Source organism: Marinomonas sp. ef1 (assembly GCF_002806845.1).
GTDB lineage: Bacteria > Pseudomonadota > Gammaproteobacteria > Pseudomonadales > Marinomonadaceae > Marinomonas > Marinomonas polaris.
The window spans coordinates 17,614-40,397 of record NZ_NHTT01000024.1; the positions used below are offsets into that span (position 1 = coordinate 17,614).

At 41.8% G+C, this 22,784-nt stretch carries 23 protein-coding genes; 13 read left to right on the forward strand and 10 right to left on the reverse strand.

Translation table 11 applies throughout. From position 1 onward, the window contains the following. Nucleotides 1–17: 17 nt before the first annotated feature. On the reverse strand, nt 18–1,460 hold the full coding sequence (locus tag CCS02_RS21130) for an AhpA/YtjB family protein (protein WP_100186027.1): 1,443 nt from the start codon (nt 1,458–1,460) through the stop codon (nt 18–20). A gap of 146 nt (nt 1,461–1,606) precedes the next feature. On the opposite strand from CCS02_RS21130, the gene serB reads away from it, so the two are divergent. Next, entirely contained in the window at nt 1,607–2,518 is a 912-nt protein-coding gene (gene serB, locus CCS02_RS21135; RefSeq protein WP_072839669.1) for a phosphoserine phosphatase SerB, read from the forward strand. A 100-nt stretch (nt 2,519–2,618) separates the two neighbouring features. Next, the gene (locus CCS02_RS21140; protein ID WP_100186028.1) at nt 2,619–3,584 is read left to right on the forward strand and encodes a LysR family transcriptional regulator; all 966 of its coding nucleotides are present in this window, start codon (nt 2,619–2,621) and stop codon (nt 3,582–3,584) included. A 19-nt stretch (nt 3,585–3,603) separates the two neighbouring features. Here CCS02_RS21140 and CCS02_RS21145 read toward each other — a convergent pair whose 3' ends face one another. From CCS02_RS21145 to moaA, 4 genes are all read right to left on the reverse strand, one after another. After that, nucleotides 3,604–4,029 carry a HepT-like ribonuclease domain-containing protein gene (locus CCS02_RS21145; protein ID WP_072839670.1) on the reverse strand — a complete coding sequence of 142 codons (426 nt, stop codon included), beginning with the start codon at nt 4,027–4,029 and terminating at the stop codon, nt 3,604–3,606. A 118-nt stretch (nt 4,030–4,147) separates the two neighbouring features. Beyond that, a complete protein-coding gene (locus CCS02_RS21150; RefSeq protein ID WP_100637632.1) occupies nt 4,148–5,341 on the reverse strand; it encodes a molybdopterin molybdotransferase MoeA in 1,194 nt (397 codons plus the stop codon). A gap of 5 nt (nt 5,342–5,346) precedes the next feature. After that, a complete protein-coding gene (moaB, locus tag CCS02_RS21155) occupies nt 5,347–5,886 on the reverse strand; it encodes a molybdenum cofactor biosynthesis protein B (protein ID WP_072839672.1) in 540 nt (179 codons plus the stop codon). A 13-nt stretch (nt 5,887–5,899) separates the two neighbouring features. Continuing rightward, complete coding sequence (gene moaA, locus CCS02_RS21160; RefSeq protein ID WP_100637633.1) at nt 5,900–6,925, reverse strand: GTP 3',8-cyclase MoaA; 1,026 nt, start codon at nt 6,923–6,925, stop codon at nt 5,900–5,902. A 178-nt stretch (nt 6,926–7,103) separates the two neighbouring features. Between moaA and CCS02_RS21165 the strand changes: the two genes are divergently transcribed. Next, nucleotides 7,104–7,961, forward strand: a complete 858-nt coding sequence (locus CCS02_RS21165; protein WP_100637634.1) for an acyl-CoA thioesterase — start codon at nt 7,104–7,106, stop codon at nt 7,959–7,961. Nucleotides 7,962–7,983: 22 nt separating this feature from the next. Here the strand turns inward: CCS02_RS21165 and queG are convergent, their stop codons facing one another. Then, nucleotides 7,984–9,057 carry a tRNA epoxyqueuosine(34) reductase QueG gene (gene queG / locus CCS02_RS21170; protein ID WP_100637635.1) on the reverse strand — a complete coding sequence of 358 codons (1,074 nt, stop codon included), beginning with the start codon at nt 9,055–9,057 and terminating at the stop codon, nt 7,984–7,986. Between the two features lie 59 nt (nt 9,058–9,116). Beyond that, nucleotides 9,117–9,377 (reverse strand): hypothetical protein, encoded by a 261-nt coding sequence (locus CCS02_RS21175; RefSeq protein WP_012069032.1) that lies wholly within the window; start codon nt 9,375–9,377, stop codon nt 9,117–9,119. A 438-nt stretch (nt 9,378–9,815) separates the two neighbouring features. Here CCS02_RS21175 and CCS02_RS21180 point away from each other — a divergent pair, with 438 nt between their 5' ends. The 3 genes from CCS02_RS21180 to CCS02_RS21190 all read left to right on the forward strand — a co-directional run bounded on the left by CCS02_RS21180 (nt 9,816) and on the right by CCS02_RS21190 (nt 12,568). After that, nucleotides 9,816–11,528, forward strand: coding sequence for an acetolactate synthase 3 large subunit (locus CCS02_RS21180; protein ID WP_072839676.1), 1,713 nt, complete (start codon nt 9,816–9,818; stop codon nt 11,526–11,528). Between the two features lies 1 nt (nt 11,529). After that, nucleotides 11,530–12,021 carry an acetolactate synthase small subunit gene (gene ilvN / locus CCS02_RS21185; RefSeq protein WP_012069034.1) on the forward strand — a complete coding sequence of 164 codons (492 nt, stop codon included), beginning with the start codon at nt 11,530–11,532 and terminating at the stop codon, nt 12,019–12,021. A gap of 100 nt (nt 12,022–12,121) precedes the next feature. Continuing rightward, nucleotides 12,122–12,568 (forward strand): Lrp/AsnC family transcriptional regulator, encoded by a 447-nt coding sequence (locus CCS02_RS21190; RefSeq protein ID WP_100637636.1) that lies wholly within the window; start codon nt 12,122–12,124, stop codon nt 12,566–12,568. Here CCS02_RS21190 and CCS02_RS21195 read toward each other — a convergent pair. Further along, nucleotides 12,565–13,440, reverse strand: a complete 876-nt coding sequence (locus CCS02_RS21195) for a DMT family transporter (RefSeq protein WP_100637637.1) — start codon at nt 13,438–13,440, stop codon at nt 12,565–12,567. The two genes, CCS02_RS21190 and CCS02_RS21195, sit on opposite strands and share 4 nt — an antisense overlap. Nucleotides 13,441–13,752: 312 nt before the next feature. Here CCS02_RS21195 and CCS02_RS21200 point away from each other — a divergent pair, with 312 nt between their 5' ends. After that, nucleotides 13,753–14,388, forward strand: coding sequence for a LysE family translocator (locus CCS02_RS21200; RefSeq protein ID WP_072839679.1), 636 nt, complete (start codon nt 13,753–13,755; stop codon nt 14,386–14,388). 90 nt (nt 14,389–14,478) lie between these two features. On the opposite strand, the gene luxS is transcribed toward CCS02_RS21200, so the two are convergent. After that, nucleotides 14,479–14,991, reverse strand: coding sequence for an S-ribosylhomocysteine lyase (gene luxS / locus CCS02_RS21205; protein ID WP_012069038.1), 513 nt, complete (start codon nt 14,989–14,991; stop codon nt 14,479–14,481). A 64-nt stretch (nt 14,992–15,055) separates the two neighbouring features. Then, nucleotides 15,056–16,333: an L-methionine/branched-chain amino acid transporter gene (yjeH, locus tag CCS02_RS21210; protein WP_100637638.1), complete on the reverse strand. Its 1,278-nt coding sequence runs from the start codon at nt 16,331–16,333 to the stop codon at nt 15,056–15,058. 157 nt (nt 16,334–16,490) lie between these two features. On the opposite strand from yjeH, the gene CCS02_RS21215 reads away from it, so the two are divergent. The 6 genes from CCS02_RS21215 to CCS02_RS21240 all read left to right on the forward strand — a co-directional run bounded on the left by CCS02_RS21215 (nt 16,491) and on the right by CCS02_RS21240 (nt 22,668). Next, complete coding sequence (locus CCS02_RS21215; RefSeq protein WP_100637639.1) at nt 16,491–16,919, forward strand: Lrp/AsnC family transcriptional regulator; 429 nt, start codon at nt 16,491–16,493, stop codon at nt 16,917–16,919. A gap of 223 nt (nt 16,920–17,142) precedes the next feature. Next, nucleotides 17,143–18,759 carry a chloride channel protein gene (locus CCS02_RS21220; RefSeq protein ID WP_232728941.1) on the forward strand — a complete coding sequence of 539 codons (1,617 nt, stop codon included), beginning with the start codon at nt 17,143–17,145 and terminating at the stop codon, nt 18,757–18,759. A 125-nt stretch (nt 18,760–18,884) separates the two neighbouring features. Next, nucleotides 18,885–20,168 (forward strand): glutamate-1-semialdehyde 2,1-aminomutase, encoded by a 1,284-nt coding sequence (gene hemL, locus CCS02_RS21225; protein ID WP_100637641.1) that lies wholly within the window; start codon nt 18,885–18,887, stop codon nt 20,166–20,168. 28 nt (nt 20,169–20,196) lie between these two features. Next, nucleotides 20,197–20,967: a CDP-diacylglycerol--serine O-phosphatidyltransferase gene (gene pssA, locus CCS02_RS21230; RefSeq protein WP_072839685.1), complete on the forward strand. Its 771-nt coding sequence runs from the start codon at nt 20,197–20,199 to the stop codon at nt 20,965–20,967. A gap of 101 nt (nt 20,968–21,068) precedes the next feature. Continuing rightward, nucleotides 21,069–22,061, forward strand: coding sequence for a protein-methionine-sulfoxide reductase catalytic subunit MsrP (gene msrP / locus CCS02_RS21235; RefSeq protein WP_100637642.1), 993 nt, complete (start codon nt 21,069–21,071; stop codon nt 22,059–22,061). 1 nt (nt 22,062) lies between these two features. Further along, nucleotides 22,063–22,668, forward strand: coding sequence for a sulfite oxidase heme-binding subunit YedZ (locus CCS02_RS21240; protein WP_232617060.1), 606 nt, complete (start codon nt 22,063–22,065; stop codon nt 22,666–22,668). The last annotated feature ends 116 nt before the right edge of the window (nt 22,669–22,784 follow it).

Below are 22,784 nucleotides of genomic sequence, written 5' to 3' on the forward strand. Positions count from 1 at the left end.
TTCAGATTTTGGTAAGCTTATAAAGTATTGTCTTCTTGCTCTTCTGGGCTAGCTATCTCAAGAATATGCTTATGGATTTGTTGTTTGTATTTATCTGACATGCCTTTTACTTCATAAGCTAATATTTCTTTGCCATTATCATCAATCACTTCTGGAAGGCCAGTGAATACGCGATTTTGTATGTGCGATAAGGTAAAAATATCATCACTGATTACTAGTTTGTTAATACTTTCAGACTCACTTAACTGATGAATGCTCGTCAAAAGTGTTTCGATTCGATCTGGCTCAAAGCGATTCTCTTTTACCATGTTGGTAACTTGGGTATTACCTTGATGTAATCCTAAATGAAAGTTTAGTTTAGGGATGTCGGTATAGAGTTCATTTTCCAGTAATTTATCAACCAATCCTAAGAATAGCTGTGCTGTACTAACTGCATTAATATATAAATTATCTTCACAATTGTGTGCGCTGAAAAGTACGATCGCTGAGTCATTTTCGTATTGATGAACTTGACCTAAGTATACTTCGCTTGCTTGAAATATCGCTCGATAGATTGGCGTTAATAAATTAGCTACTTTTAGCGGTGTCATATCTTTGTGCCACTCATCTAAATTAAGAATGTCAAAATAGAGAACACAGCTACGCTGTCTGGATTCTTCAAAGATGGCATCAAAGTTTATTTCAAATTGAGGCTTTGCCACTTGTGAGGCACTTTCTTCTTCTGTCTTGATGGGCTTTTCTATTTCTTCTTTAGGGCGTTCTATGGATTGGATTTTTTCAATCGCTTGGAATAGCGCCTTTGCTTCTTTATATATGGGTTTTGGTAATTCGGTTGGTTTTCGTCCTTTACTATAATTAATGAGAGCAGAAGAGGCATCGTTGATCGGCGCAAAAAGCCATTTTGTGATTAAGATGACCAGCAATAACGCAATGGTACAAGTAAATATAGCTACGCCAATTAACAAATTGTTTAGGTGTTGTAATGTAGCCTGAGCTGGCGTTTTGTCTAGCGTAATTAGTACATGACCAACGATCTCGTCTCTGAATTTTATGCTTGAACTATATACTCTTCGAGTATCACTTGGCCGAAAATCTTGCTCAGATTGCATCCCAGAATTACCACTGTCCGCTTCTGCCAGTAGTTCGTCTTTTTTGTTAAATACTCGAGCACTCAAAATATTGTCATCAACCACTAGACGATTGAGTAACACATTTAAGCTTAATAAATCGTTGTTTAAGATGGACTGAGTGGCATTGAATGCGGCCTGAGTTGCTAAGCTACTGCCTAATACTTCAGTTTGTTGAGATAAATAGTTGCCTAGCGCATGGGTCATTGTGTACCAAAAAATGCACACAGTGAGAATCATAAGCGAGATAAAGGTGGCAACGGTAATGGCTGACGCACTAAGTTTTTTACGTATGAAAGCAGCGATAGCCTTGGTTTTTGGTTGGGTGTCCATTAACTTCCTTTGGGGTAACTCGTAGAACGATGAGTAAAGTATACACATCATAACGGCCGTTTTCTGAATTCTTTAAAGTAGAACAGGTGCTTAGCGAAAAGAAAACGATTTGCTATAGTAGGCGTCTTATTGAATTAGGAGCGTTTATGTCTGCCAGTATTACTCTTATTGGTTCTTTGAACCCTGAATATCTTGATAAATTTAACGCTTGGTTAGAGGCACGTGGTTTACAAGGAGCAATTCGTCTGTTGTCAGATGCTCAAGATGCTATTTCTGTGGCGCAAGTTATGGTTGATGATAGCCTACTTGATCGCGTATCTATTCGTACTGAGCTTTTACGTTTATCTAATGATACTGGTATCGATCATATTTATCAGTCGTCAATGTTAGATATTAAAACACCGGGCGTTGCTGTATTTGACATGGATTCCACGCTTATCAAAGCTGAAGTAATGGATGAATTGGCAGTCGAAGCAGGAATCGGTGAACAAATCTCCGCTGTGACTGCGAGCGCCATGCGCGGTGAAATCGATTTTGTTGAAAGCTTTGTACAGCGCTTAGCTCTGCTAAAAGGTTTGAGTAGCGAGGTTATGGATGGGGTTTATAACAGAATTCAGCATATGGATGGCATTTCAACCTTGATGAAGGTGTTGCATCATTATGGCTGGCATACGGCGATTTTATCTGGCGGCTTTACCTATTTTGCCGACCGAGTCCAAGCTGAATATGGTATGACTGAAGTGCATGCCAATGTGCTAGAAATTAAAAATAATGAATTAACTGGCAAGCATTTAGGCGATATTGTTGATGGTGAGCGTAAGAAGCTTTTGTTGACGAATATTGTTACGACACAAAATGTTGATTGGCAACAGACTATTGCTTGTGGCGATGGTGCCAATGATTTATTGATGCTAAATCATGCTGCTTTAGGTGTAGCTTTGCATGCTAAGCCTTTGGTTCGGGAGCAGGCACCATGTCCGATGAATAATCTTGGTTTAGACGGTATTTTGTATTTGCTGGGTATGACATCTGCACAAATTCGCGAGTTGTCTGCTTAGTCGTTTATTATCAAGCGTTGAAATTTCTGTTTGTTTAGATATTAACGTAATTTTTTGTGCTTGTGATCGAGACTGCTATTGTCACTTCTAAAAGCTTGTTATGATTCCTAATTATAATGATAACAAGCTTGGTTGGGGTGTTGTTTTGTCAGAAATACGTTTGTCTGATATAGATTTGAATTTACTGTATGTTTTTCAAGTTTTGATTGAAGAACTTAATGTCACGAAAGCAGCAACGCGACTTAATGTTTCTCAGCCTGCTGTTAGTCGCTCATTATCGCGATTACGCGATGTATTCGATGATCCTCTGTTTATTCGCACCTCCCATGGTTTATCAGCCACTGCTAAAACTCAAGACTTAGCATCACTTTTAGCGGATACGTTAAAGGGGCTTGAAAGTCTTATTCAGCCTCGTGAATTTACCCCTCAAAGTAGTAAGCGACGGTTTATTTTATCGACTACAGACTTCGGTACATTAACGGTTTTGCCTAAAATTCTTGATCAATTTCGACAAAAAGCGCCGGATGCTATCTTGGATGTAAAATCTTGGAATGAGGATATGGTGGCCGAATTAGATCAAACGAATATTGATGTGGCGGTTGCTGTATTGTCTAAAGAGCCGCCAACAGGTATTCGGGCTATGCGTTTGAAGAGTGACTGTATGGTCTGCTTGGCTCGTAAAGATCATCCAGGTATTCAAGACAAATTAACCTTAGAAAGTTATTTACAGGCAAGCCATGTACAAGTTGTGTTAGGCCGTCGAGAGTATTTCGCGGTTGATCGAGAGCTGGAAAAAATGGGTCATAAGCGTCATGTTGCGGTGCATTTGCCTAATTTCGTACCAGCAGCAAGAGTGGTGATGGACAGTGATTTATTACTGACGGTTCCAAAACTCTTTGCTGAAGATATGGCGGCAACCGTATCTGAAATAGTCGTACACGAGCTGCCTTTTGCTTCACGCGAATTTGATTATTCGATGATTTGGCATGAACGTTTCCAACATGACGCTGCTCATGTCTGGTTTCGTGGGTTATTACGACAGGCTTTTCTCGACGCCTCGGTTTAATCTAAATATTTTATGCTTATCAAGAAGGGCTTGATAAGCGAGTTATCCATTCTTTTGTTAATACTTCCACTAAGCTGTAGCGCCTAAGAGTCATGGCTTCTTCCAAGTCTGCAAAATTTTCGTCAAGGTAGTTGTGGAGAATTTTGTCTCTTAAAATGATTAGCGACCTAATTTGTTCTGCTTGTTCATAAGTGACATCTTTATTCACAATAAGCGCGTTTAACACTTCTTTGCGTGAGGATATCTCGGTTTTGTAGTGATGTTTTAAAACATAGCGAGCAAGGTCCAGCATGGAGGCGACAAGTAGTTGAAAGGAATGTTCGATCACCATTGTTTCATCTTTCGAATATTCGATGGCTTTCGCACCTTTTCTAAAAGCATCGAGTCGCTTGATCATCGCGTGCTGATGTTCATATAGGGATGTTTCCCATTCTACGTCTCTCATTTTCTTCGCCTTTTGTTAGTGCTAATGGTTTTAGTTTTTTTCAAATTAAGAGAACAGCATTCCGATTTTTCAGAACGCTACTCTCTTAGTCTAGGTGAGTTATGAAGAAAGAGGAAAGTTAGAAGGCAGAGAAAGGATAAAAAGGATAAGAGTGGCCATATTCTACTTGAGTGTTTGCTTTGACATGCAAATAGCCTTGGCTTTCAGAAGCAGCTAACAATGCGCCAGAGCTTTGTTGTGGATGCGCATAGGCTAGACCATCCTTTCCAACCGAGACCCTTAAAAACTCATCTCGTTGGATTGTTTTGTTACGGTTGAAGCCTGCGTCTACAAGATAAGATTGGGGTAACTCGGCAATTTGACCGGAACAAATAGACAGCAAAAGACGTGCGAACCAATGATAGGTTACCAAGGTTGAGCTTGGATTTCCTGGCAAGCCAAGAAAAGGGATGCCCTGAAGTGTTGCATGAACAAGGGGTTTACCTGGCTTTATGGCTATCTTCCATAAATGCACTTTCCCTAATTTTTCTAATGCTTCTTTCACATGGTCTTCTTCGCCGACAGAAACACCGCCTGACGACAGAATAACATCGCAGGATTGCATCAAGGTTTTTAGCGCGGCTTTCGTGTCTTCTAAGGTATCTGCTGCGTGAATGCAAAGACTCACATTATGGCCAGCTTGAGTAACAAGAGCGCTCAACATTGGGCCGTTTGAATTATAGATTTGCCCTGCTTTTAGACTTGTACCCGCAGGAATAAGTTCATCGCCTGTTGTTAATATGCCAACATTTAATGGCTTGTAGACAATAACGTCAGTGATACCAAGGCTAGACAAAAGGCCAATATGTATTGGCGTGATTTTTACGCCTGCTTTGATGACTGTTTGGCCTGCCTGCATATCCTGTCCTTGAGGACGAACATTGTCGGCGAGACTTGGTTGTTCATCAAAAACGACCTTATCACCCACAGGTTGAGCATTTTCCTGCATGACCACGGTATCTGCACCAGCTGGGATATTTGCGCCGGTGAAAATACGAGCACAGGTTCCAGGAATCAAAGGCTCTGGATGTCGACCGGCCGCAATTCGTTGGCTCACATTAAAATGTTTTCCAGCGTACCAATCTGCGCAGGCTAGGGCGTAGCCATCCATTGCACTGTTGTCATGGGCGGGAACGGATATTCCTGCGACAACGTCTATAGCAAGGATTCGTCCTACCGCGTTTGTAAGAGTAAGTGTTTGTTGTTCTACACGAACGTTAGCATTGTGCTTAATTTCTTCTAGAGCGTCTTCAAAGGCAAATAAAGTAGACATGTAAGTTATGCCTCGTGCTGGTTTGTTGCATTCGGGCCAATCAGCATGCTGACAAAATTACATGGCCTGTGAGAAGCGTTAAGCTGTTCTTCTAAAATGCCATTCCATGCGGTTTTACAAGCACCGGTGGAACCAGGTAAACAGAACACCAGTGTTTGGTTGGCCAATCCAGCAATGGCGCGTGATTGAATAGTCGATGTACCAATTTCTGTATAAGAGATTTGTCTAAATAGTTCACCAAAACCTTCAATGGTTTTATCAAATAAGGGCGTCATAGCTTCTGGTGTGCTGTCGCGTGAATAAAAGCCGGTTCCGCCAGTAATTAAAACGACGTGGGTTTCTTTGTCAGCAATCCAGTTTGATACGACGGCACGCATTTGGTAAACGTCGTCTTTCACTAATTTTCTTTCATTGAGCGTGTGACCCGCTTTGCTCAGCAATTCAATGAGTGCATCACCTGATGTGTCTTCAGCAATAGATCGAGTATCGGAAACGGTTAGGACGTTGATATTTAGTGGACGGAAAGGTGTTGGTGTTTTAGCCATGGGAATTCCTTTTTTAGCCTCCTGTCGCGCTCATGAAGCGTAGAATTTGAGGGGCTTCATCAAGATTAAAGTGATGTTTTTCAGGTTTGAGTGCTAGTGCTTCAATAATCGCGTTTTCTAGTTCTGTTGAATTATGGTTTTTTGAGCCTAATTCAGTGGAACAATATGAGTTATTGCGAAGCACTGTTTTTAAATCTTTTGAATGATCATTGCCTAGGCAGAGTAATAAGCGACCTTCGGCTGTTAGCCTGACACGATTGCAGGTATCGCAAAAATTGTGGCTATGAGGTGAAATAACGCCGATTTTATGGTCATAGCCTGCTACCTGATAATAGCGTGTTGGGCCGCTGGTGGTTAATGAGCTCGGCGTGAGTTCATATTGTTTGCTAAGCGTATCGATGACATTGTCGCTAGATAAATACGTTGTTGCACGATTATGGTCAGTAATAATACCAAGCGGCATCTCTTCAATAAAACTGATGTCCATTTTGCGATCTAAGGCAAATTGAGCAAGATCAAATAGCTCATCATCGTTATGATTCTTGAGCATAACGCTGTTAATTTTTAAGCGTTTAAATGGCAGCTTACTGGCGGCTTCTATACCGTCGACAACTTGTTGAAATTTATCTCTGCGAGTTAAGGCGTAAAATCGATCTGCTTTTAGCGTGTCGAGGCTGATGTTAATACGTGATACGCCAGCGTTGAGTAAGCTTTGTGCCATTTTATAAAGTTGTGAACCGTTGGTGGTAATGGTGAGTTCTTCTAATCCCTTAGTGTTGGCTATTTGCTCAATTGCCCAAAGAATATTTTTGCGCACCAAAGGCTCGCCACCTGTAATTCTAATGCGTTTGGTGCCCATAGATATAAAGGTTTTTGCCACATGAACAATTTCTTCTAAAGACAATATATGATCTCTAGGCATAAAAGTGACATCTTCATCCATACAATAGGTACAGCGAAAATCACATCGGTCGGTGACGGAAATGCGTAAGTAGTCTATTTTTCGACCAAATGGATCGATTAAAGCAGATGTTACCAAGAAAAAATTACCTCATGAGTTAGGTGTCCATCAAAGCAAAAAAATGCCTATTTAGCAAAGTGCTAAAAAAGATTTCGACAATATTCTTGGTGTTTTTGTATTTTATGAGTTTTTTTGTTCAGGCTGGAGCCGAAAAAGCGGCATAATATGGATAATCATATTGCATAGGAGGATAACGGTGAATCAAGTCGTTAATCATCTCATCGGTTTATTACAGTTAGAGCGTGTGTCGTCTACCCAGTTTATTGGTCGTAGTCAGGATATAGGTTTTCCCAAGTTATTTGGTGGTCAAGTTATTGGGCAAGGTTTGAGTGCAGCCACTCAGACGGTTGAAGGGCGATTCCCTCATTCTCTGCATTGTTACTTCTTACGCCCTGGGGATTCATCTCACCCTATTGAGTACGAGGTAGAAACGGTTCGAGATGGAAGAAGCTTTAGTGTTCGACGGGTGATTGCCTCGCAATTTGGTAAAAGTATTTTAGCGATGACGGTATCTTTTCATATCGAGGAAGAGGGTTTAGCTCATCAAGATGCTATGCCTAATGTCCCAGGACCTGAGTCATTTAAGTCGGAATTATCACTCTATCGAGAACATGCTAATGAGATTCCGTCTAAAGTACGGGATTTATTTACCGCAGATCGGCCTATTGAATATCGAATCGTAGAAAATCAGAATCCATTTCGCCCTCGTCCAGGTATTGCGAAGCGCCATATGTGGATTCGTAGTGTGTCAGCTCTGCCTGATGACGCGTTAATTCATCAATCCATGCTTGCCTACACGACAGATTATGGTTTTATTGAAACAGCCTTGATGCCTCATGGCATTTCAATTGGCAGCCCTTATCTTACTGCTGCCAGCTTAGATCATGCTATTTGGTTTCACCGTCCATTTAGATTGGATGAATGGTTGCTTTATGTGGCTGATTCTCCATCGGCTAATTCGGGTAGAGGATTTGTTCGCGGACAAATTTTTAATCAGAAAGGGGAGTTAGTAGCTTCAACCGCTCAGGAAGGTTTGTTGCGCTATTCGCGTTAATCTTTGCTGTATAGCCGTTTTGTCAAAGATCGTGCTGTTTTAATGCCCAGACGATGTGCTCTTTCACTAGCTCAGAAGAATCAGAGAGCGCATTTTCTAAGCTTTGAATAGTGGCTGAATTAGTTGGTGCATTACCAAGTGCGACAGCAATGTTTCTACGCCAGTTTTCAAAACCAGTTCGACGAATAGGGGAGCCTTCGGTATTTTTTAAGAAGGCTTCTTCGTTCCACTCAAATAATTCAACTAGATCCGCTGAATCCAGATTGTGTCTTGGCTGGAAATCATCTTCTTCGGTGTATTTTGCGAACTTGGTCCAAGGGCAAACTAGCTGACAATCGTCACAACCGAAAATCCGGTTGCCCATTTTACTGCGCAGTTCTTCTGGAATGGGGCCTTTATGCTCAATCGTTAGATAAGAAATGCACTTTCCTGCATCAAGAACCCAAGGCTCCACAAAAGCATCGGTTGGACACTGAGTTAGGCAGGCGGTACAGCTTCCACAATGTCTTGTTTCAGTAGGTTTGTCGACAGGAAGTGGCAAGTTAGTAAATATTTCACCGAGCAAAAACCAGCTGCCTGCCTTTGGTGTTAGCAAAAGAGTATTTTTGCCAATCCAGCCCATGCCAGCTTGTTCGGCAATTTGTCTTTCCAGAATTGGCGCGCTATCGACAAAAGCTCTATAGCCATGATCACCGACTTTTTGCTCTATTTTCTTGGCTAATTGAGTAAGGCGTTTACGAATTAATTTATGATAATCTCGCCCCAAGGCATAACGTGCAATATAGGCTTTGTCTTTGGTTTTTAGTCTTTCGACTGTTTCGACCGATTGGGGAAGGTAATGCATACGAAGTGAGATGACTCGGCGAGTCCCTGGATGCAGCTGCTCGGGATAAAAACGCATGTCGCCATGATTGGCAAGATAATCCATACCGGCATGGTATTGGTTATTAAGCCATTCGTTAAATTCGTCTTTGTATTGCGCAAGATCAGGTTTGACGATACGAGCTTCGGCAAACCCCAATTCAACTGCCCACGATTTAATCTCATCAGCAAGTTGGTTTAATTCTTCTGGACTGGATAAAGACGAAGGAAGCAAGTGAGTACCAAAACATTAGACGCTAGGCTAAAAAACAGCCTAGCGTGAAGAACAAGAAATTAATAAAGCTGAGAGTCGCCTTTAACAACATCCATCAATAGCTTGATGAACTTACGATCGGCTTCCGTGTGTTCCTCTTGGATTTTAATCGTTGTTTGGTTTGACACTTCTTCTGCAATACGTTGATAAGCATTTGGCTGGTTGATATTTTCTTTAGCAATACGGACTAATTCTCCAGCGAGTTCTGGATCCATAAGCATCTTACGAAAACAGCGCAAAAATTCATCAATAACTCGTTGTTGGTTAAGCTCATTAGCCATGGTAAAACTCCTAATCAATTTATGCCGCTATGACACCATGAAGCGTAGGTTAGAGCAAGTTTTTATACGCTATGTGTTGACAAATCTTAGGCGCAAAGACAAAATGAGACGCTATATAATTCGACGACACCCTGTCGATGACTCCTTTTTATGGGCCACTAGCTCATCTCAGTCAGATTTGTTCTGATAAGCACAAGTGTAGAATGACGCAATATTGTTGTCCTATACTTCTCCTCGCGAAAAGACGCGGGCAGTGTAAAAACTGCGATTTATTGCGTTTGAGTGTTTCTTACTTTTATATAAATGTTCCTTATTTTTAAAAGTTGCCTCAGTTAGTTTAGCAAACTTCGTTCTATCAACTTTAATCTGCTTGTCTTATGCGGTTACAATAGCTGCACTAAAATTAAAAGACAGATAAATACTATAGAGGGTAACAAGGTGGAGTTATTATCCGGTGGTGAAATGATCGCCCGCTTCCTCAAAGATGAGGGAGTTGAATATATCTATGGTTATCCAGGTGGAGCCGCACTTCATATTTACGATGCTTTGCATCGTCAGTCTGACGTAAAGCATATTCTGGTTAGGCATGAACAAGCTGCAACGCATATGGCTGATGGCTATGCACGCGCCACGGGCAAAGCTGGTACGGTTCTCGTAACGTCGGGTCCAGGTGCAACCAATACTGTTACAGGTATTGCGACGGCTTATATGGACTCTATTCCCATGGTCATTATTTGTGGTCAGGTTATGAGCTACCTGATCGGCGAAGATGCGTTCCAAGAAACCGATATGATTGGTGTGTCACGTCCAATTGTGAAGCATAGCTTTACGGTTAAGCATCCTTCTGAAATTCCTATGATCATGAAAAAAGCATATCACATTGCCAGCACAGGTCGTCCAGGCCCTGTTGTGATTGATGTGCCAAAAGATATGACCATGCCAGGTGATAAGTACGAATACAAATACCCTGAATCTGTTTCTATTCGTTCTTATACTCCGCCAACCAAAGGCCACAGTGGTCAGATTAAAAAAGCAGTTGATTTGTTGTTAGCTGCTAAACGTCCAGTTATCTATGCAGGTGGCGGTGTTATTATGGGCGGTGCATCTGATTTGCTAGTCAAATTGGCTAAGTCTTTGAACGTGCCTGTTACCAATACTTTGATGGGCTTGGGCGGATACCCAGGAACAGACAAGCAATTTGTTGGTATGTTGGGTATGCATGGCGCATACGAAGCGAATATGACAATGCATCACAGTGATGTGATTTTAGCAGTTGGCGCTCGCTTCGATGATCGTGTGACGAATGATCCTGATAAGTTTTGCCCTGGCGCAAAAATTATCCATATTGATATTGATCCTGCTGCTATTTCTAAAACTATTCGTTCAGATGTGCCTATTGTTGGTCCTGTTAGTCAGGTTCTGGAAGAAATGCTGTCTTTGGTTGAAGGTCAAAGTTCAAACACTGAAGCGCTTGTTGGTTGGTGGAAGCAAATCAATGAATGGCGTTTGGTACATGGTGGTCGTTATGACACTAGCAGCGAAAAAATTAAGCCTCAAGCCGCGATTGAAGCTTGCTGGCGCGCCACTAAAGGCGATGCTTATGTGGCGTCTGATGTAGGTCAGCACCAAATGTTTGCTGCTCAGTATTATAAATTTGATAAGCCAAATCGTTGGGTTAACTCCGGCGGTTTAGGCACGATGGGATTTGGTCTTCCTGCTGCAATGGGCGTGAAGATGAATTTTCCTAAAGAAACCGTAGTTTGTGTGACGGGTGAAGGCAGTATTCAGATGAATATTCAAGAGCTTTCTACCTGCTTGCAATACGGTTTGCCGGTTAAGATTTTGTGTTTGAACAACGGTTATTTGGGCATGGTTCGCCAGTGGCAAGACATGAACTATGAAGGTCGTTACTCAAATTCTTACATGGATTCATTGCCTGATTTCAAAATACTGATGGACGCTTACCGTCACAAGTATGTTGAAATTCGAACTAAAGATGAACTCGATGCCAAGATGGAAGAAGCGTTTGCAATGACAGATCAATTGGTCTTCATTAACTGTTACGTGGATCCAGAAGAGCATGTATATCCGATGCAAGTGCCTCGCGGCTCTATGCGCGATATGTTCTTGAGCAAGACGGAGCGTACCTAATATGCGACATATTATTTCTGTATTGATGGAAAACGAGCCGGGTGCTTTGTCGCGAGTAGTTGGTTTGTTCTCTCAGCGTAACTTTAACATCGAATCATTGAACGTAGCGGCAACAGATGATCCAACCTTGTCTCGTCTTACACTGACGACATTTGGTTCAGATCAGGTGGTAGAGCAAATCACTAAACAACTAAATAAGTTGATTGATGTGGTGAAGCTGGTGGACTTGACTGAAGGTCAGCACATTGAACGTGAATTGATGCTGGTTAAGGTTCGTGCTACTGGTGCTCAGCGTGCTGAAGTGAAACGTACTGTTGATATCTTCCGCGGCAACATTGTTGATATGACGCCGTCTATTTATACGATTCAAATCGTTGGCGAGTCAGATAAACTAGATGGATTCCTACAAGCGTTGGGCGGTGCTCACTTGCTTGAAGTAGTTCGAACTGGTGTATCTGGTATCGCTCGTGGTGAAAAGACACTGTCTTTGTAATCGTCTGCTATTTTTGTAGTGGTCTTGTAGATAGACTGAAAAAGCCGCGCTTGCCCGCGGCTTTTTTATGCGTAAATGATGGGTGCTAAGTGAGGGTTAAATGGATAAAACGAATTGGAAACTGCTCAAGTTGCTAGAACAGAATGGCCGTTTGACCTACGCAGAATTGGGTAAAATGGTTCATCTGACTGCACCTGCGGTCGCGGAGCGAGTACGCAAATTAGAAGAGTCTGGCGTGATTACTGGCTACAGTGTCCAAGTCAACTTAGAAAAAGCAGGGATACCGATTACTGCCTTGGTAGAATGTCAGGTTTATCGTACCAAAGAGCGAGAATTTAAAGCACTCGTTATGGGCTTAGATGAAGTGATTGAATGCTACAACGTAACAGGGCCTTATGCTTTTGTACTCAAAGTAGGAGTGAGATCTATGTCTAAGCTTGATGTGCTATTAGAACGATTAATTGATTTGAGCGATACCAACACCATGATGATAATGACAACACCAGTCAAGCGTATCATGCCATTAAATATCGCTCAAGAAGATTAGTTTACCACTACTTTTGCCGTGATAGGTTTACGTGGCCACTGGCTAATAATCATCCCTGTCATAATGAAGCCACAACCAACCAGAGCACGAGTTGAAAGGATTTCCTCCATAAATATCCAACCGCCTAATACGGCAAATACCGCTTCAGATGAGAGAATAAGAGCACTGATACTAGGTGAAACATTTTTTTGTCCTAAAGTTTGTAATGTAAACGCAATACCAGATGAGGCGACGCCAGCATAGACCAGCGGCCACCAAGCTATTTTAATGCCTTCAAGCGTTGGTGTTTCTAATGTGAAAGCGGTGATAGAGGCTAATAGCGTTGCTACGAAAAACTGAACAATAGAAAGTGGCAAGGCGGATACATATCGAGACAAATATCCTATTAGCAATACATGTCCTGTCCAAAAAAGAGTGCCTAGTAGTTCTATCGCATCGCCTTTGTTTATGGACAGGTTTGGCCCAACGGTCAGGCTGTAAAGACCAATTAGCGCTAGAGCAACTCCAATCCAGGTATGTCTTTCGGTTTTATGGCCGAGCATAAGTCCCAGTATCGGCACGAACACAATGTACATGCTAGTGATAAAACCTGCGTTACCTGCTGTTGTGTATTGCAAACCAATTTGTTGACATGTAAAGCCCAAAAATAAACAGCTTCCAGCCGCGATACCGCCTAACCAAAGCTTTCGATTATTTTGAGATTGCTTTGGTTTGAAAATAAACAATAAAGGTAACAGCGACAATGTCGCTAATAGAAAACGCATAGCGTTAAAACTGTGTGGTCCAAGGCTTTCCATGCCAACACTTTGGGCGACAAAGGCAAAGCCCCAAATGGCGGCGGTGGCCCATAAAAAAATATGTGCAATAGACATAGCTAATCCCTAATTATTGGTAACGGAGTGGCTATTTTACGGAGTGAGGGTAAGTTTCCACAGATGAAATAAAAGGTTATTCGAGCGCTTGGCTTTGGATAAAAAAGTAAATTTAAGGTTTTTCTTTATTATTGCAGCGGGTAACTAATTGATTTCCAAACATCTTAATATATTCACTTTTGTATTGCGAAAATGGTTGGAAAATAGGCTGACAGGTGGATTATTTGGCTGTAGAGTTGCGCCAAATTTCAGGGTTAACTTTCGCTGTTAATTTAGACCGTTTTTAGCTCAATCTTAAGAGAATTCATTGCTATGACATTTAGTGTTTGGTTAGCAACTGCGCCGTTGTTGATGTTGCTGTCTTTAGGGCCTGGCCCAAATAATTTTACCTCTATGCACAACGGCATTCAGGTTGGCGCGACTAAAGCTGTTATTGCTGTGGTTGGTCGAAATCTAGCTTTTAGCATCTTGATGTTAATTTCCGCGCTAGGTTTAGGGGCTATTATTGTTTCTTCTAGCTTTTGGTTTAGTGTTATCAAATGGTTCGGTGTCGCTTATTTGTTTTATGTTGGCATCAAAACCTGGCGCAGTGCGGCTATGGTGCTTGAGGAGCATGAAAGCGAAGTGGGAACCAAGGCGAAACGTGGACACCTTGCGAGAATGCGCCAAGAGTTTTTAGTAGCGATCGGCAACCCTAAAGCTGTATTACTTTTTACTGCTATTTTTCCGCAGTTATTGGATCTTAGTCAGCCTGTTCCTATGCAGTTTTTCTGGATGGGATTAACCTTTTGCTGTACGGAGTTTATTGCGGCTTATGTTTATGCAATGAGTGGCAAGCAAATTCGCCGTTTGATTCGAAGCCCTAAGGGTATGAAAAACCTCAATCGCGGCATGGGAAGTGTGTTTGTTTTAGCGAGTGCTTTTTTAGCAACGGCAACACGTTCTTAAAAGGTTCGTAGTTTTAAGCTCAAATAAAAAAGGTGACGCTAGGTCACCTTTTTTATTTTTTACATTTTGTGTTTTAGCTTAAATAACTTTTTAGCTGTGTTCTTTTAAGAACTCTTCGCTTAGGTAAAGCTCTTCGTTACTGTTTACTTTCACATCACGGTCTAGAATCATTTTCGCGATTTCTTGCGCTTCTTCTAGGGAATGCATTTCGTAAGTGCCACATTGGTATTCGTTCAACTCTGGAATGTCAGATTTGGCTTTTACTTTCAATACGTCTTCCATTGCAGCTTTCCAAGAAGCCGCAACAGTTTCTTCTGAAGGTGTGCCGATCAAACTCATGTAGAAACCAGTACGACAACCCATTGGCGAAATATCGATAATTTCGACGTTGTTACTGTTTAGATGGTCACGCATGAAACCAGCAAACAAATGTTCTAGTGTGTGAATTCCTTTCTCAGAAAGGATCTCTTCATTTGGCACGCAGAAACGTAGATCAAAAACTGTGATGTCATCACCTTTAGGTGTGGACATGGATTTAGCTACACGTACTGCTGGTGCATCCATACGAGTGTGGTCGACACGAAAACTGTCTAATAATGGCATAAAAACTCTCCTACTGAACTCAACGGAATCATCGTTGCTTTATAAATGGTGATATCAATTGCCGTTATTGTACATGAAGTTTTGAACCTTTGATCGGACTTTTTGGTGATCGTAAATATTCATAACTGAGAGCTAAGCAGAAAGCGATAATAGCAAACAGCATGCTTTGACCAATGAAAAACACCATGAAGCTACAGCTTATTAAGGCAACGATAGCCAATAGTTGGGCAGCACGATTGACCAGTTTGAAAGCAGCAACACAGGTTAATGTGTAAATAAGCAAAAAACTGCCGTTGGTCATTTCAATAAACCATGACATTTTCCAGCCTGAGACCTCTGAAAATACAATCGAAAATAGAGTGATTAAACCAACCAGTAATACTGCTTTTTCAGGCGCGCCGTTTTTATTAAGCCCGATAAAGGTTTTAGGTAATGCGCCTTGCTGTGCCATAGATTGCACCATACGGGAGAAGCCTAAGATATAAATTGCCACGTTGGCGAAGGCGATGATATAAGCCCCAACAGCAAAGAATCGGCTGCTGGTTTCGCCCATTAGTTTACTAACTAAAAGTGCTAAAGATTGGCTGTTGGTAACTTCGTCGCCGTAAGTGTGATGCCAAGCAATGAGCAGTACTAAACTTAGATAAGCAAGAATAACTATAGTGATGCCACCCAGTAATGCGATTGGGAAATCCCTAGTGGGATTTTTGAACTCAGCGCCCATATGGGCCATGACTTCAATGCCTAAGAAACACCAAAATATTACGCCTGTGGCGTACAGTGTTTGTTGCCACTCAACTGTGGTTAATGGTGCTTCAATGACTTGGCGACTGTCTAAAATATCACCAATGTAGCAAAGCCACAAAATAGCGCCAATCATCACGATGACAATACCGGTTTGAAACCTAGCTGAGGTTTGCATACCTACAATGGCAAAGAAAAGCATGCCAGCAAGGGTTAATAGACTAAAGGCAAGAATCCATTCATCAGATGTTTTAAAAATAATGGTCAAATATGCCGCTGCGACTTTTATAGCAACAGCAGGGCCAACCAATAAAATACTTAAAAACAACCAGCCAACCGCTTTTTCATAACGCGACCCGAACGCTCGTCCAATATAGTGTGATGCTCCGCCAGCGGAAGGGTACTTGGAGCCAAGTAACGCAAAAATAAATGCAATTGGGATAATCATTGTGGCGGTAATTAACCAAGCATAAAAAGCAAAGGACCCTGCCTGAGCAACAGACATGGCTGGTAATATCATCAGGCCAGTACCAATAAAGGTAGTCACCGTCATTGCTATGCCTTGTAGAGGGCCAAGAGTTTTTTGATATTGGGTCATTTGTTTGCCTTTACTTGTTAAATTCTGTAGCTGTTATTTGTTGTCGCTAAGGATAAAATACTTATATTAGCAATACGCTATACAAGTTGACCCCATTAAGGCGCATTTTGCCGGAATGACCGTCAAGTTGAATGACTAATAATAAAAGGGGGTTTGGGTGGCCGATCATTACGATCAAAAAATATTAGCTTTACTGGTAGACGATGCTCGGCTTTCTGTTTCAGACATTAGTCGGCAAGTTAATTTATCTCGCTCTGCGGTGACCGAGCGCATTCGTCGCATGGAAGATAATCGAACCATTACGGGCTATCACGCGCATACTTCGGTTTCAAAAGAAGACGGCATTACTGCTTATTTAGCCTTAACTTTTAGGCCTTTGTCTTGCGATCTTGTGCAACCTCTCATTGAGGCCATCCCAGAGGTAAAGCTCGCCCATTCTATTAGTGGTGATTTGGACTTGTTGCTATTAGTTCAAGCAAGCTCCATGGCGCGTTTAAATACGATTCGTAGTGAGATGGACCGCTGGCCGAACCTTCATAAAATAGTGACACACATGTGCTTATCAAATCGCTTGGATCGCTGGTAAGTGATCGTTGGTGAGTTGCATATTCGTGACTCTTTCAGCGCAATTGCGAATTTATCTGATAACTGATTGAATGATGTACAAAATCTGCCCGCGTTAAAAGTGAGGTCCTGCTCTGAAAAGGTTAAATTTAAGAGAAAGGTGGTCTAGTAAGGCAAAGTCTTATGATGACTTATTGGTCTTAGCTATACTTGGCGCCTTGTGTGGGTTACTGAGCGGGCTTTTGATGGCGTTTTTTTATGCCGTCATTTACTTACCTACTCGATACCTTATTGATGCTGATTTTGATTCTTTTGAATCCTTAGCTGTTGAATGGCGTGTTGGACTTTCTTTTACAGCCTGTGTTGTTTTGGCACTGATTTTTATCTTGTTGCCTAATCGATTACATAAAGTAGGTGTTCCTTATGTAGTTGAACGTCTAAATTATCATCATGGTAATTTGCCTGTGTGGAACGCGGTGGTGCAGTTTTTTTCGGCGGCAATAGGTTTAGCTGGTGGTCTTTCAATCGGTAAGGAAGGTCCTGCTGTGCATCTTGGTGCGACACTTGGCGGCTACTTGGCTGAAAAAGCCAAGTTGCCTCAGTATGGCGTCGAGACCTTGTTGGCTTGTGGTGTTGCCGGGGCGATTTCGGCGGTATTTCAAACACCTTTAGCTGGTGTTTTATTCGCCTTTGAAGTGATTTTTCTGGAATATCGACAGCGTTATGTTTTGCCTGTTTTGCTCTCCTCTGTCATTGCCACCTTAGTAAGTCATTACGTTATTGGGCCTTTAGATATATTTAGTATCGAAAGTATCTCTTCTGTACTGCTTTCAACTGACTTATTTATCGCTTGTTTTGTCTTAGTCGTTTTCATCGTATTGCTGTCTGCTTTGTTTCTTCATACGCAAAAGAGTCTTTGGCGATTTAGTGGTATGTCTATTTGGTGGCGTTTTTCCTTGGTGGCAGTAGCCACGTCTTTGGCGGCTATTTATTTGCCGGAATCATTAGGCAGCGGTTACCTCTCTCTCTCTCGCTTGTTGTCTGGTGATTTGATTTTATATTCTCTGCTGTTATTGATTTTAGTTAAAACAGTCTTGACTGCTTTCACTATAGGCTTAGGAATTCCAGGTGGTATGATCGGGCCGACTTTTATCATTGGCGGTTTGGCTGGTGTTCAGGTTGCTTTGGTATTTGATAATAGTGTGGCGGATGTGGCTTTATTCGCTTTGTTAGGAATGGCGGCTATGATGGCGGCCTGTTTTCAGGCGCCATTAACTGCTTTGGTGGCTATTATAGAAATGACCCATTCCTCTGAGGCTATTGTTCCTGCATTGTTTGTTATTGTGTTTGCTTGTTTGTTGATGCGAGTGTTTTTTCATCAGGAATCTGTATTTGTCGAAAGATTAAGTTTTATGGGGATGTCTTCGACTATTAGCCCTTTTCAGCGTTATTTGCGACACCATACGGTTAAACCTGTAGCCGAGGCGGTTTTGCTTCTTCCTAGAGTTATTCCAATTGAGCAGGTGAAGGATTTAGCGTCAAGTATGGTAGACTATGTTGTTTTCGAGATTGAAAATGAGTGGCGCTTGGCTCGCCGAATTGCTGTATTAGATGCGTTGAAAACCTTGGAGCAAGGTCCTCAATTATGGCTTGTTTCAGAGGGCGATCGAGTGAAAATGGATTTATCTTTGGCCTTAGAGTCAACTCTTGTTCCTGTGATTGATGAGCCTTCTTCATTAGAAGCTATGTTGGGTTGGTTTCAGAAAACAGGCATGCCAGAAGTGCTAGTGGCGGTGTCTGATTCTTCTTTTAGTCTGGTTTCTCGCCATCGTCTCGATCAGTTTTTGTTAAAAAGTGATTAGTTGCTAACATTCCTTAGGAATGTCTTTTGCTGCTAGTCCTTGATTAAAGTTTTATGGGTAGTAATGCTTCTTGTATGGAAGTTTGCTTGCTTTTGTAAATTATCAGTTATGGGATTTGAATAAATATGAGTCGTTCAGAAGATCTATACGCACGTGCCCAACACCGTATTCCTGGAGGTGTTAATTCTCCAGTACGAGCTTTCAATGGTGTGGGTGGTACGCCTATTTTTTTCCAACGTGGGGAAGGGGCTTATGTTTATGATGAAGATAAAAAGCGTTATATAGATTATGTGGGTTCTTGGGGGCCGATGATTTTAGGTCATTCGCACCCTGATGTGTTAGACGCAGTTAGAAAGCAGCTTGATTTTGGTTTGAGCTTTGGTGCGCCAACAGAAGTTGAAATCACCATGGCTGAAAAAGTCTGTGAACTTGTCCCTTCTATGGATATGGTACGCATGGTGAACTCGGGTACTGAAGCCACTATGAGTGCGATTCGTTTGGCTCGTGGTTATACCGGACGCGATAAAATCGTCAAGTTTGAAGGCTGTTACCATGGTCATTCAGACTCTTTACTTGTTAAAGCGGGCTCTGGTGCGTTAACGCTTGGTGTTCCTAATTCTCCCGGTGTCCCAGCAGATTTGGCAAAACATACCATTACGTTGCAATATAACGATATTGAAGAAGTTACTCGCTGTTTTGCTGAAATAGGGGATCAAATCGCTTGTATCATTGTCGAACCTGTTGCTGGCAACATGAACTGCATTTTGCCAGTTGAAGGGTTCCTTGAAACCTTACGCAAAGTTTGTGATGAATCTGGCGCTGTGTTGATTTTTGATGAAGTTATGACTGGGTTTCGCGTTGCCCTTGGTGGTGCGCAGGATCACTTTGGCATCGTTCCTGATCTGACAACACTAGGTAAGGTTATTGGAGCTGGTATGCCTGTTGGCGCTTTTGGAGGTAAACGCGCCATCATGGAATGTATTTCACCGTTAGGCCCAGTTTATCAAGCGGGCACTTTGTCTGGTAATCCAGTTGCAATGGTGGCTGGTCTGGCTGTTCTGAACAAAATTAGTGAAGTAGGTTTTCATCAGACTTTAGGCTCTAAAGCTGATCGTCTTGTGACTGGATTGAAAAAAGCGGCAGATGATGCTGGAGTACCATTTTGTGTGGTTAGTGTTGGTGGGATGTTTGGGTTCTTTTTCACTGAAGCTGAAGCAGTTAAGACATTTGCGGATGTACAGAAGTGTGACTTAGGTAAATTTAAAGCGTTCTTTCACTACATGTTGGAAGAGGGAGTGTATTTCGCTCCGGCTGCGTTTGAGGCTGGATTTATCTCTCAAGCTCATACTAAAGAAGATATTGATTATACAATAGAAGCAGCTAAGCGTTCTTTTGCTAAGCTAGTATAAAAACTTGTAAGAAAGGAAGGCTTGTAACATGTCTATTGATGATATTAAAAAATCACCGGTTGATGAAATTGAAGATGTCGATGTCGGTGATGAAAAAAAGCAGCCTCACAAGGGGGTGTATTTGTTGCCCAACTTGTTTACAACAGCGGCACTTTTTTCGGGTTTTTATTCCATTATTGCTGCGATGAATGAAAATTTCACTCATGCTGCCGTCGCGATATTTATTTCGATGATATTTGATGGTCTAGATGGACGTGTTGCTCGTTTGACTCATACTCAAAGTGCATTTGGCGCTGAGTATGATTCCCTTGCTGATATGGTCTCTTTTGGTATTGCGCCTGCGCTTGTTGTATTTACTTGGTCTTTAGCACCACTTGGTAAAATCGGTTGGATTGCAGCATTTATCTATGCTGTTGGAGCGGCACTTCGTTTAGCCCGATTTAATACTATGCTTGGTGTGGAAGAGAAGCGCTATTTTACGGGATTACCAAGTCCTGCTGCCGCAGCTCTTGTGGCGGGTGTTATATGGGCTGCCAATGACAAAGGTGTTTCTGGTGAAAGTATGGCAACGCTGATGGCATTACTGGTTCCTATCGCCGGTTTATTGATGGTTAGCAACGTAAAATATCGCAGTTTTAAAGATCTTAATTTGAAAGGTCGTGTTCCATTTGTTGTGCTTCTTATTGCAGTGTTGGTTTTGGTATTAGTCGCTCTAGAGCCTGCTTTGGTGTTGATGAGTGTTTTTTGCCTTTATGGTTTATGGGGTCCACTCGGGATTGTGTTTAAGCGATTTCGCTAGAAAATGTGGCATAAAAAAGCATTCTTTTTTAATGTGAGTGTTTTTTGGAACTAGTGGTGTGACCCCTTGTCAATAATTCTAATAATAGAAGGGGACATGCTATGCTCATTTTGAATAAAAAAGCGTCTGATTGCTCTGAATCAGAAGTGACTGAAAAATCCGTTTACTTGAATCGTCGGCAATTCATGAAGGCAACAGGAGGGATTGCTCTTGGTGTCGGTGGAATTGGCAATGTTACTGCTGCTCTTCAACAGGGAAATCCTCTATCGCCATCTTCTGCTCTGAAACCATCCTTTGGGAATATAGCTGAAACTTCGTTTGGCAAAGACGATAAAATTTCTCCTTACGACGTAGCTACTTCTTACAATAATTTTTATGAGTTTGGTTATGGTAAAAGTGACCCTAAAGATCGATCCTCTCAGTTTAAAACAACGCCATGGACTATAACAATAGAGGGGGAGGCTGGGAAAACGGGAATTTTTGACCTTGATGATATCATTAAAGAGTCAATGTTAGAGGAGCGTATCTATCGTCTTCGTTGTGTAGAAGCTTGGTCTATGGTTATCCCTTGGGTTGGAATTTCTCTTGCGACAGTTTTAAGACGGTTCGAACCAACATCAAAAGCAAAATATGTTTACTTCGAAACATTGTATGACCCTAAGCAAATGTCAGGTCAACGTGGTGGCGGGCTGGATTGGCCATATCGAGAAGGCTTGCGTATTGATGAAGCGATGAATCCTTTGGCATTTCTTGCTGTAGGTATGTACGGGAGTATATTGCCCAATCAAAATGGTGCGCCTGTGAGGCTAGTTCTGCCTTGGAAATACGGTTTTAAAAGTATTAAATCTATTGTGAAAATTCGCTTTGTTGAAACTATGCCTGAAACCACATGGAATATGTTGGCTCCTAATGAATATGGTTTTTACGCTAATGTGAACCCTAATGTAGATCATCCTCGTTGGTCTCAAGGTCAAGAGCGTCGATTGCCGGGTGGTGTGCTCTTTCCAAATGTCATTCAAACTAAAATGTTTAATGGCTATGAAGAAGAAGTTGCGAGTCTATACAGTGGGATGGATTTGAAAAGGAACTACTAGCGTGACGACATTTTGGGATAGAAAAGAAAAGCCGTACGTCCTCTTCCTGTTTTGTTTGCCATTTATCTGGATGTTTGTCTCATTGTTGATGGGGCAGTATTTTCCAGATCCTGGCAAATTATTGATGAGATTAAGTGGTATTTGGGCTTCCGTCTCTGTGGTTGCTGTCATGGCAATGACATTGATTAGTAAACTAAAGTCGCTGAAGTTTGTTAATAGATATCGTCGCTTTATTGGCTTGACGGCCTTCTTTTATGCATTGCTTCACTTTGTTATTTATTTAGTTCTATTTGCGGGATTGAGTTGGACTTGGATAAGTTCTGATTTGGTTGAGAAACCCTATATCTATGTTGGTACTTTAGCTCTGGTTATTTTAGCTATATTGGCGTTAACAAGCACAAAGGCAATGATGCGTAGGCTGGGGAAAAAATGGAAATCTCTTCATCGCTTAATGTATCTTGCGGCTGTTGGTGTTGTTGCTCATCTATGGTGGCAGGTTAAAGATGATATTTCTCTGGCTGTTTATTTTTCCGTATTTTTAGTGCCCTTATTATTAGTGAAAATACCCACACTTCCGGTTTATAAGAAACTTTTCAAGAAAACTTAAAAAAAGAGCTTGCATAGAAAATTTGTGGATGTATTATACGCACCCACTGACACGGACAACGACGCAAACAAGAGTTTGCGACTTACTTAGGTAAGTGAGTTGAATGTAGAATCAGA

Coding starts and splice junctions, on each gene's coding strand:
- hemL (WP_100637641.1), top strand. CDS start 18,885: ATGAGTCGTTCAGAAGATCTATACGCACGTGCCCAACACCGTATTCCT.
- CCS02_RS21200 (WP_072839679.1), top strand. CDS start 13,753: ATGACATTTAGTGTTTGGTTAGCAACTGCGCCGTTGTTGATGTTGCTG.
- msrP (WP_100637642.1), top strand. CDS start 21,069: ATGCTCATTTTGAATAAAAAAGCGTCTGATTGCTCTGAATCAGAAGTG.
- pssA (WP_072839685.1), top strand. CDS start 20,197: ATGTCTATTGATGATATTAAAAAATCACCGGTTGATGAAATTGAAGAT.
- CCS02_RS21130 (WP_100186027.1), bottom strand. CDS start 1,460: ATGGACACCCAACCAAAAACCAAGGCTATCGCTGCTTTCATACGTAAA.
- CCS02_RS21220 (WP_232728941.1), top strand. CDS start 17,143: ATGGCGTTTTTTTATGCCGTCATTTACTTACCTACTCGATACCTTATT.
- CCS02_RS21150 (WP_100637632.1), bottom strand. CDS start 5,341: ATGTCTACTTTATTTGCCTTTGAAGACGCTCTAGAAGAAATTAAGCAC.
- yjeH (WP_100637638.1), bottom strand. CDS start 16,333: ATGACCCAATATCAAAAAACTCTTGGCCCTCTACAAGGCATAGCAATG.
- serB (WP_072839669.1), top strand. CDS start 1,607: ATGTCTGCCAGTATTACTCTTATTGGTTCTTTGAACCCTGAATATCTT.
- CCS02_RS21195 (WP_100637637.1), bottom strand. CDS start 13,440: ATGTCTATTGCACATATTTTTTTATGGGCCACCGCCGCCATTTGGGGC.
- moaB (WP_072839672.1), bottom strand. CDS start 5,886: ATGGCTAAAACACCAACACCTTTCCGTCCACTAAATATCAACGTCCTA.
- CCS02_RS21190 (WP_100637636.1), top strand. CDS start 12,122: ATGGATAAAACGAATTGGAAACTGCTCAAGTTGCTAGAACAGAATGGC.
- CCS02_RS21145 (WP_072839670.1), bottom strand. CDS start 4,029: ATGAGAGACGTAGAATGGGAAACATCCCTATATGAACATCAGCACGCG.
- CCS02_RS21140 (WP_100186028.1), top strand. CDS start 2,619: ATGATTCCTAATTATAATGATAACAAGCTTGGTTGGGGTGTTGTTTTG.
- luxS (WP_012069038.1), bottom strand. CDS start 14,991: ATGCCATTATTAGACAGTTTTCGTGTCGACCACACTCGTATGGATGCA.
- CCS02_RS21175 (WP_012069032.1), bottom strand. CDS start 9,377: ATGGCTAATGAGCTTAACCAACAACGAGTTATTGATGAATTTTTGCGC.
- ilvN (WP_012069034.1), top strand. CDS start 11,530: ATGCGACATATTATTTCTGTATTGATGGAAAACGAGCCGGGTGCTTTG.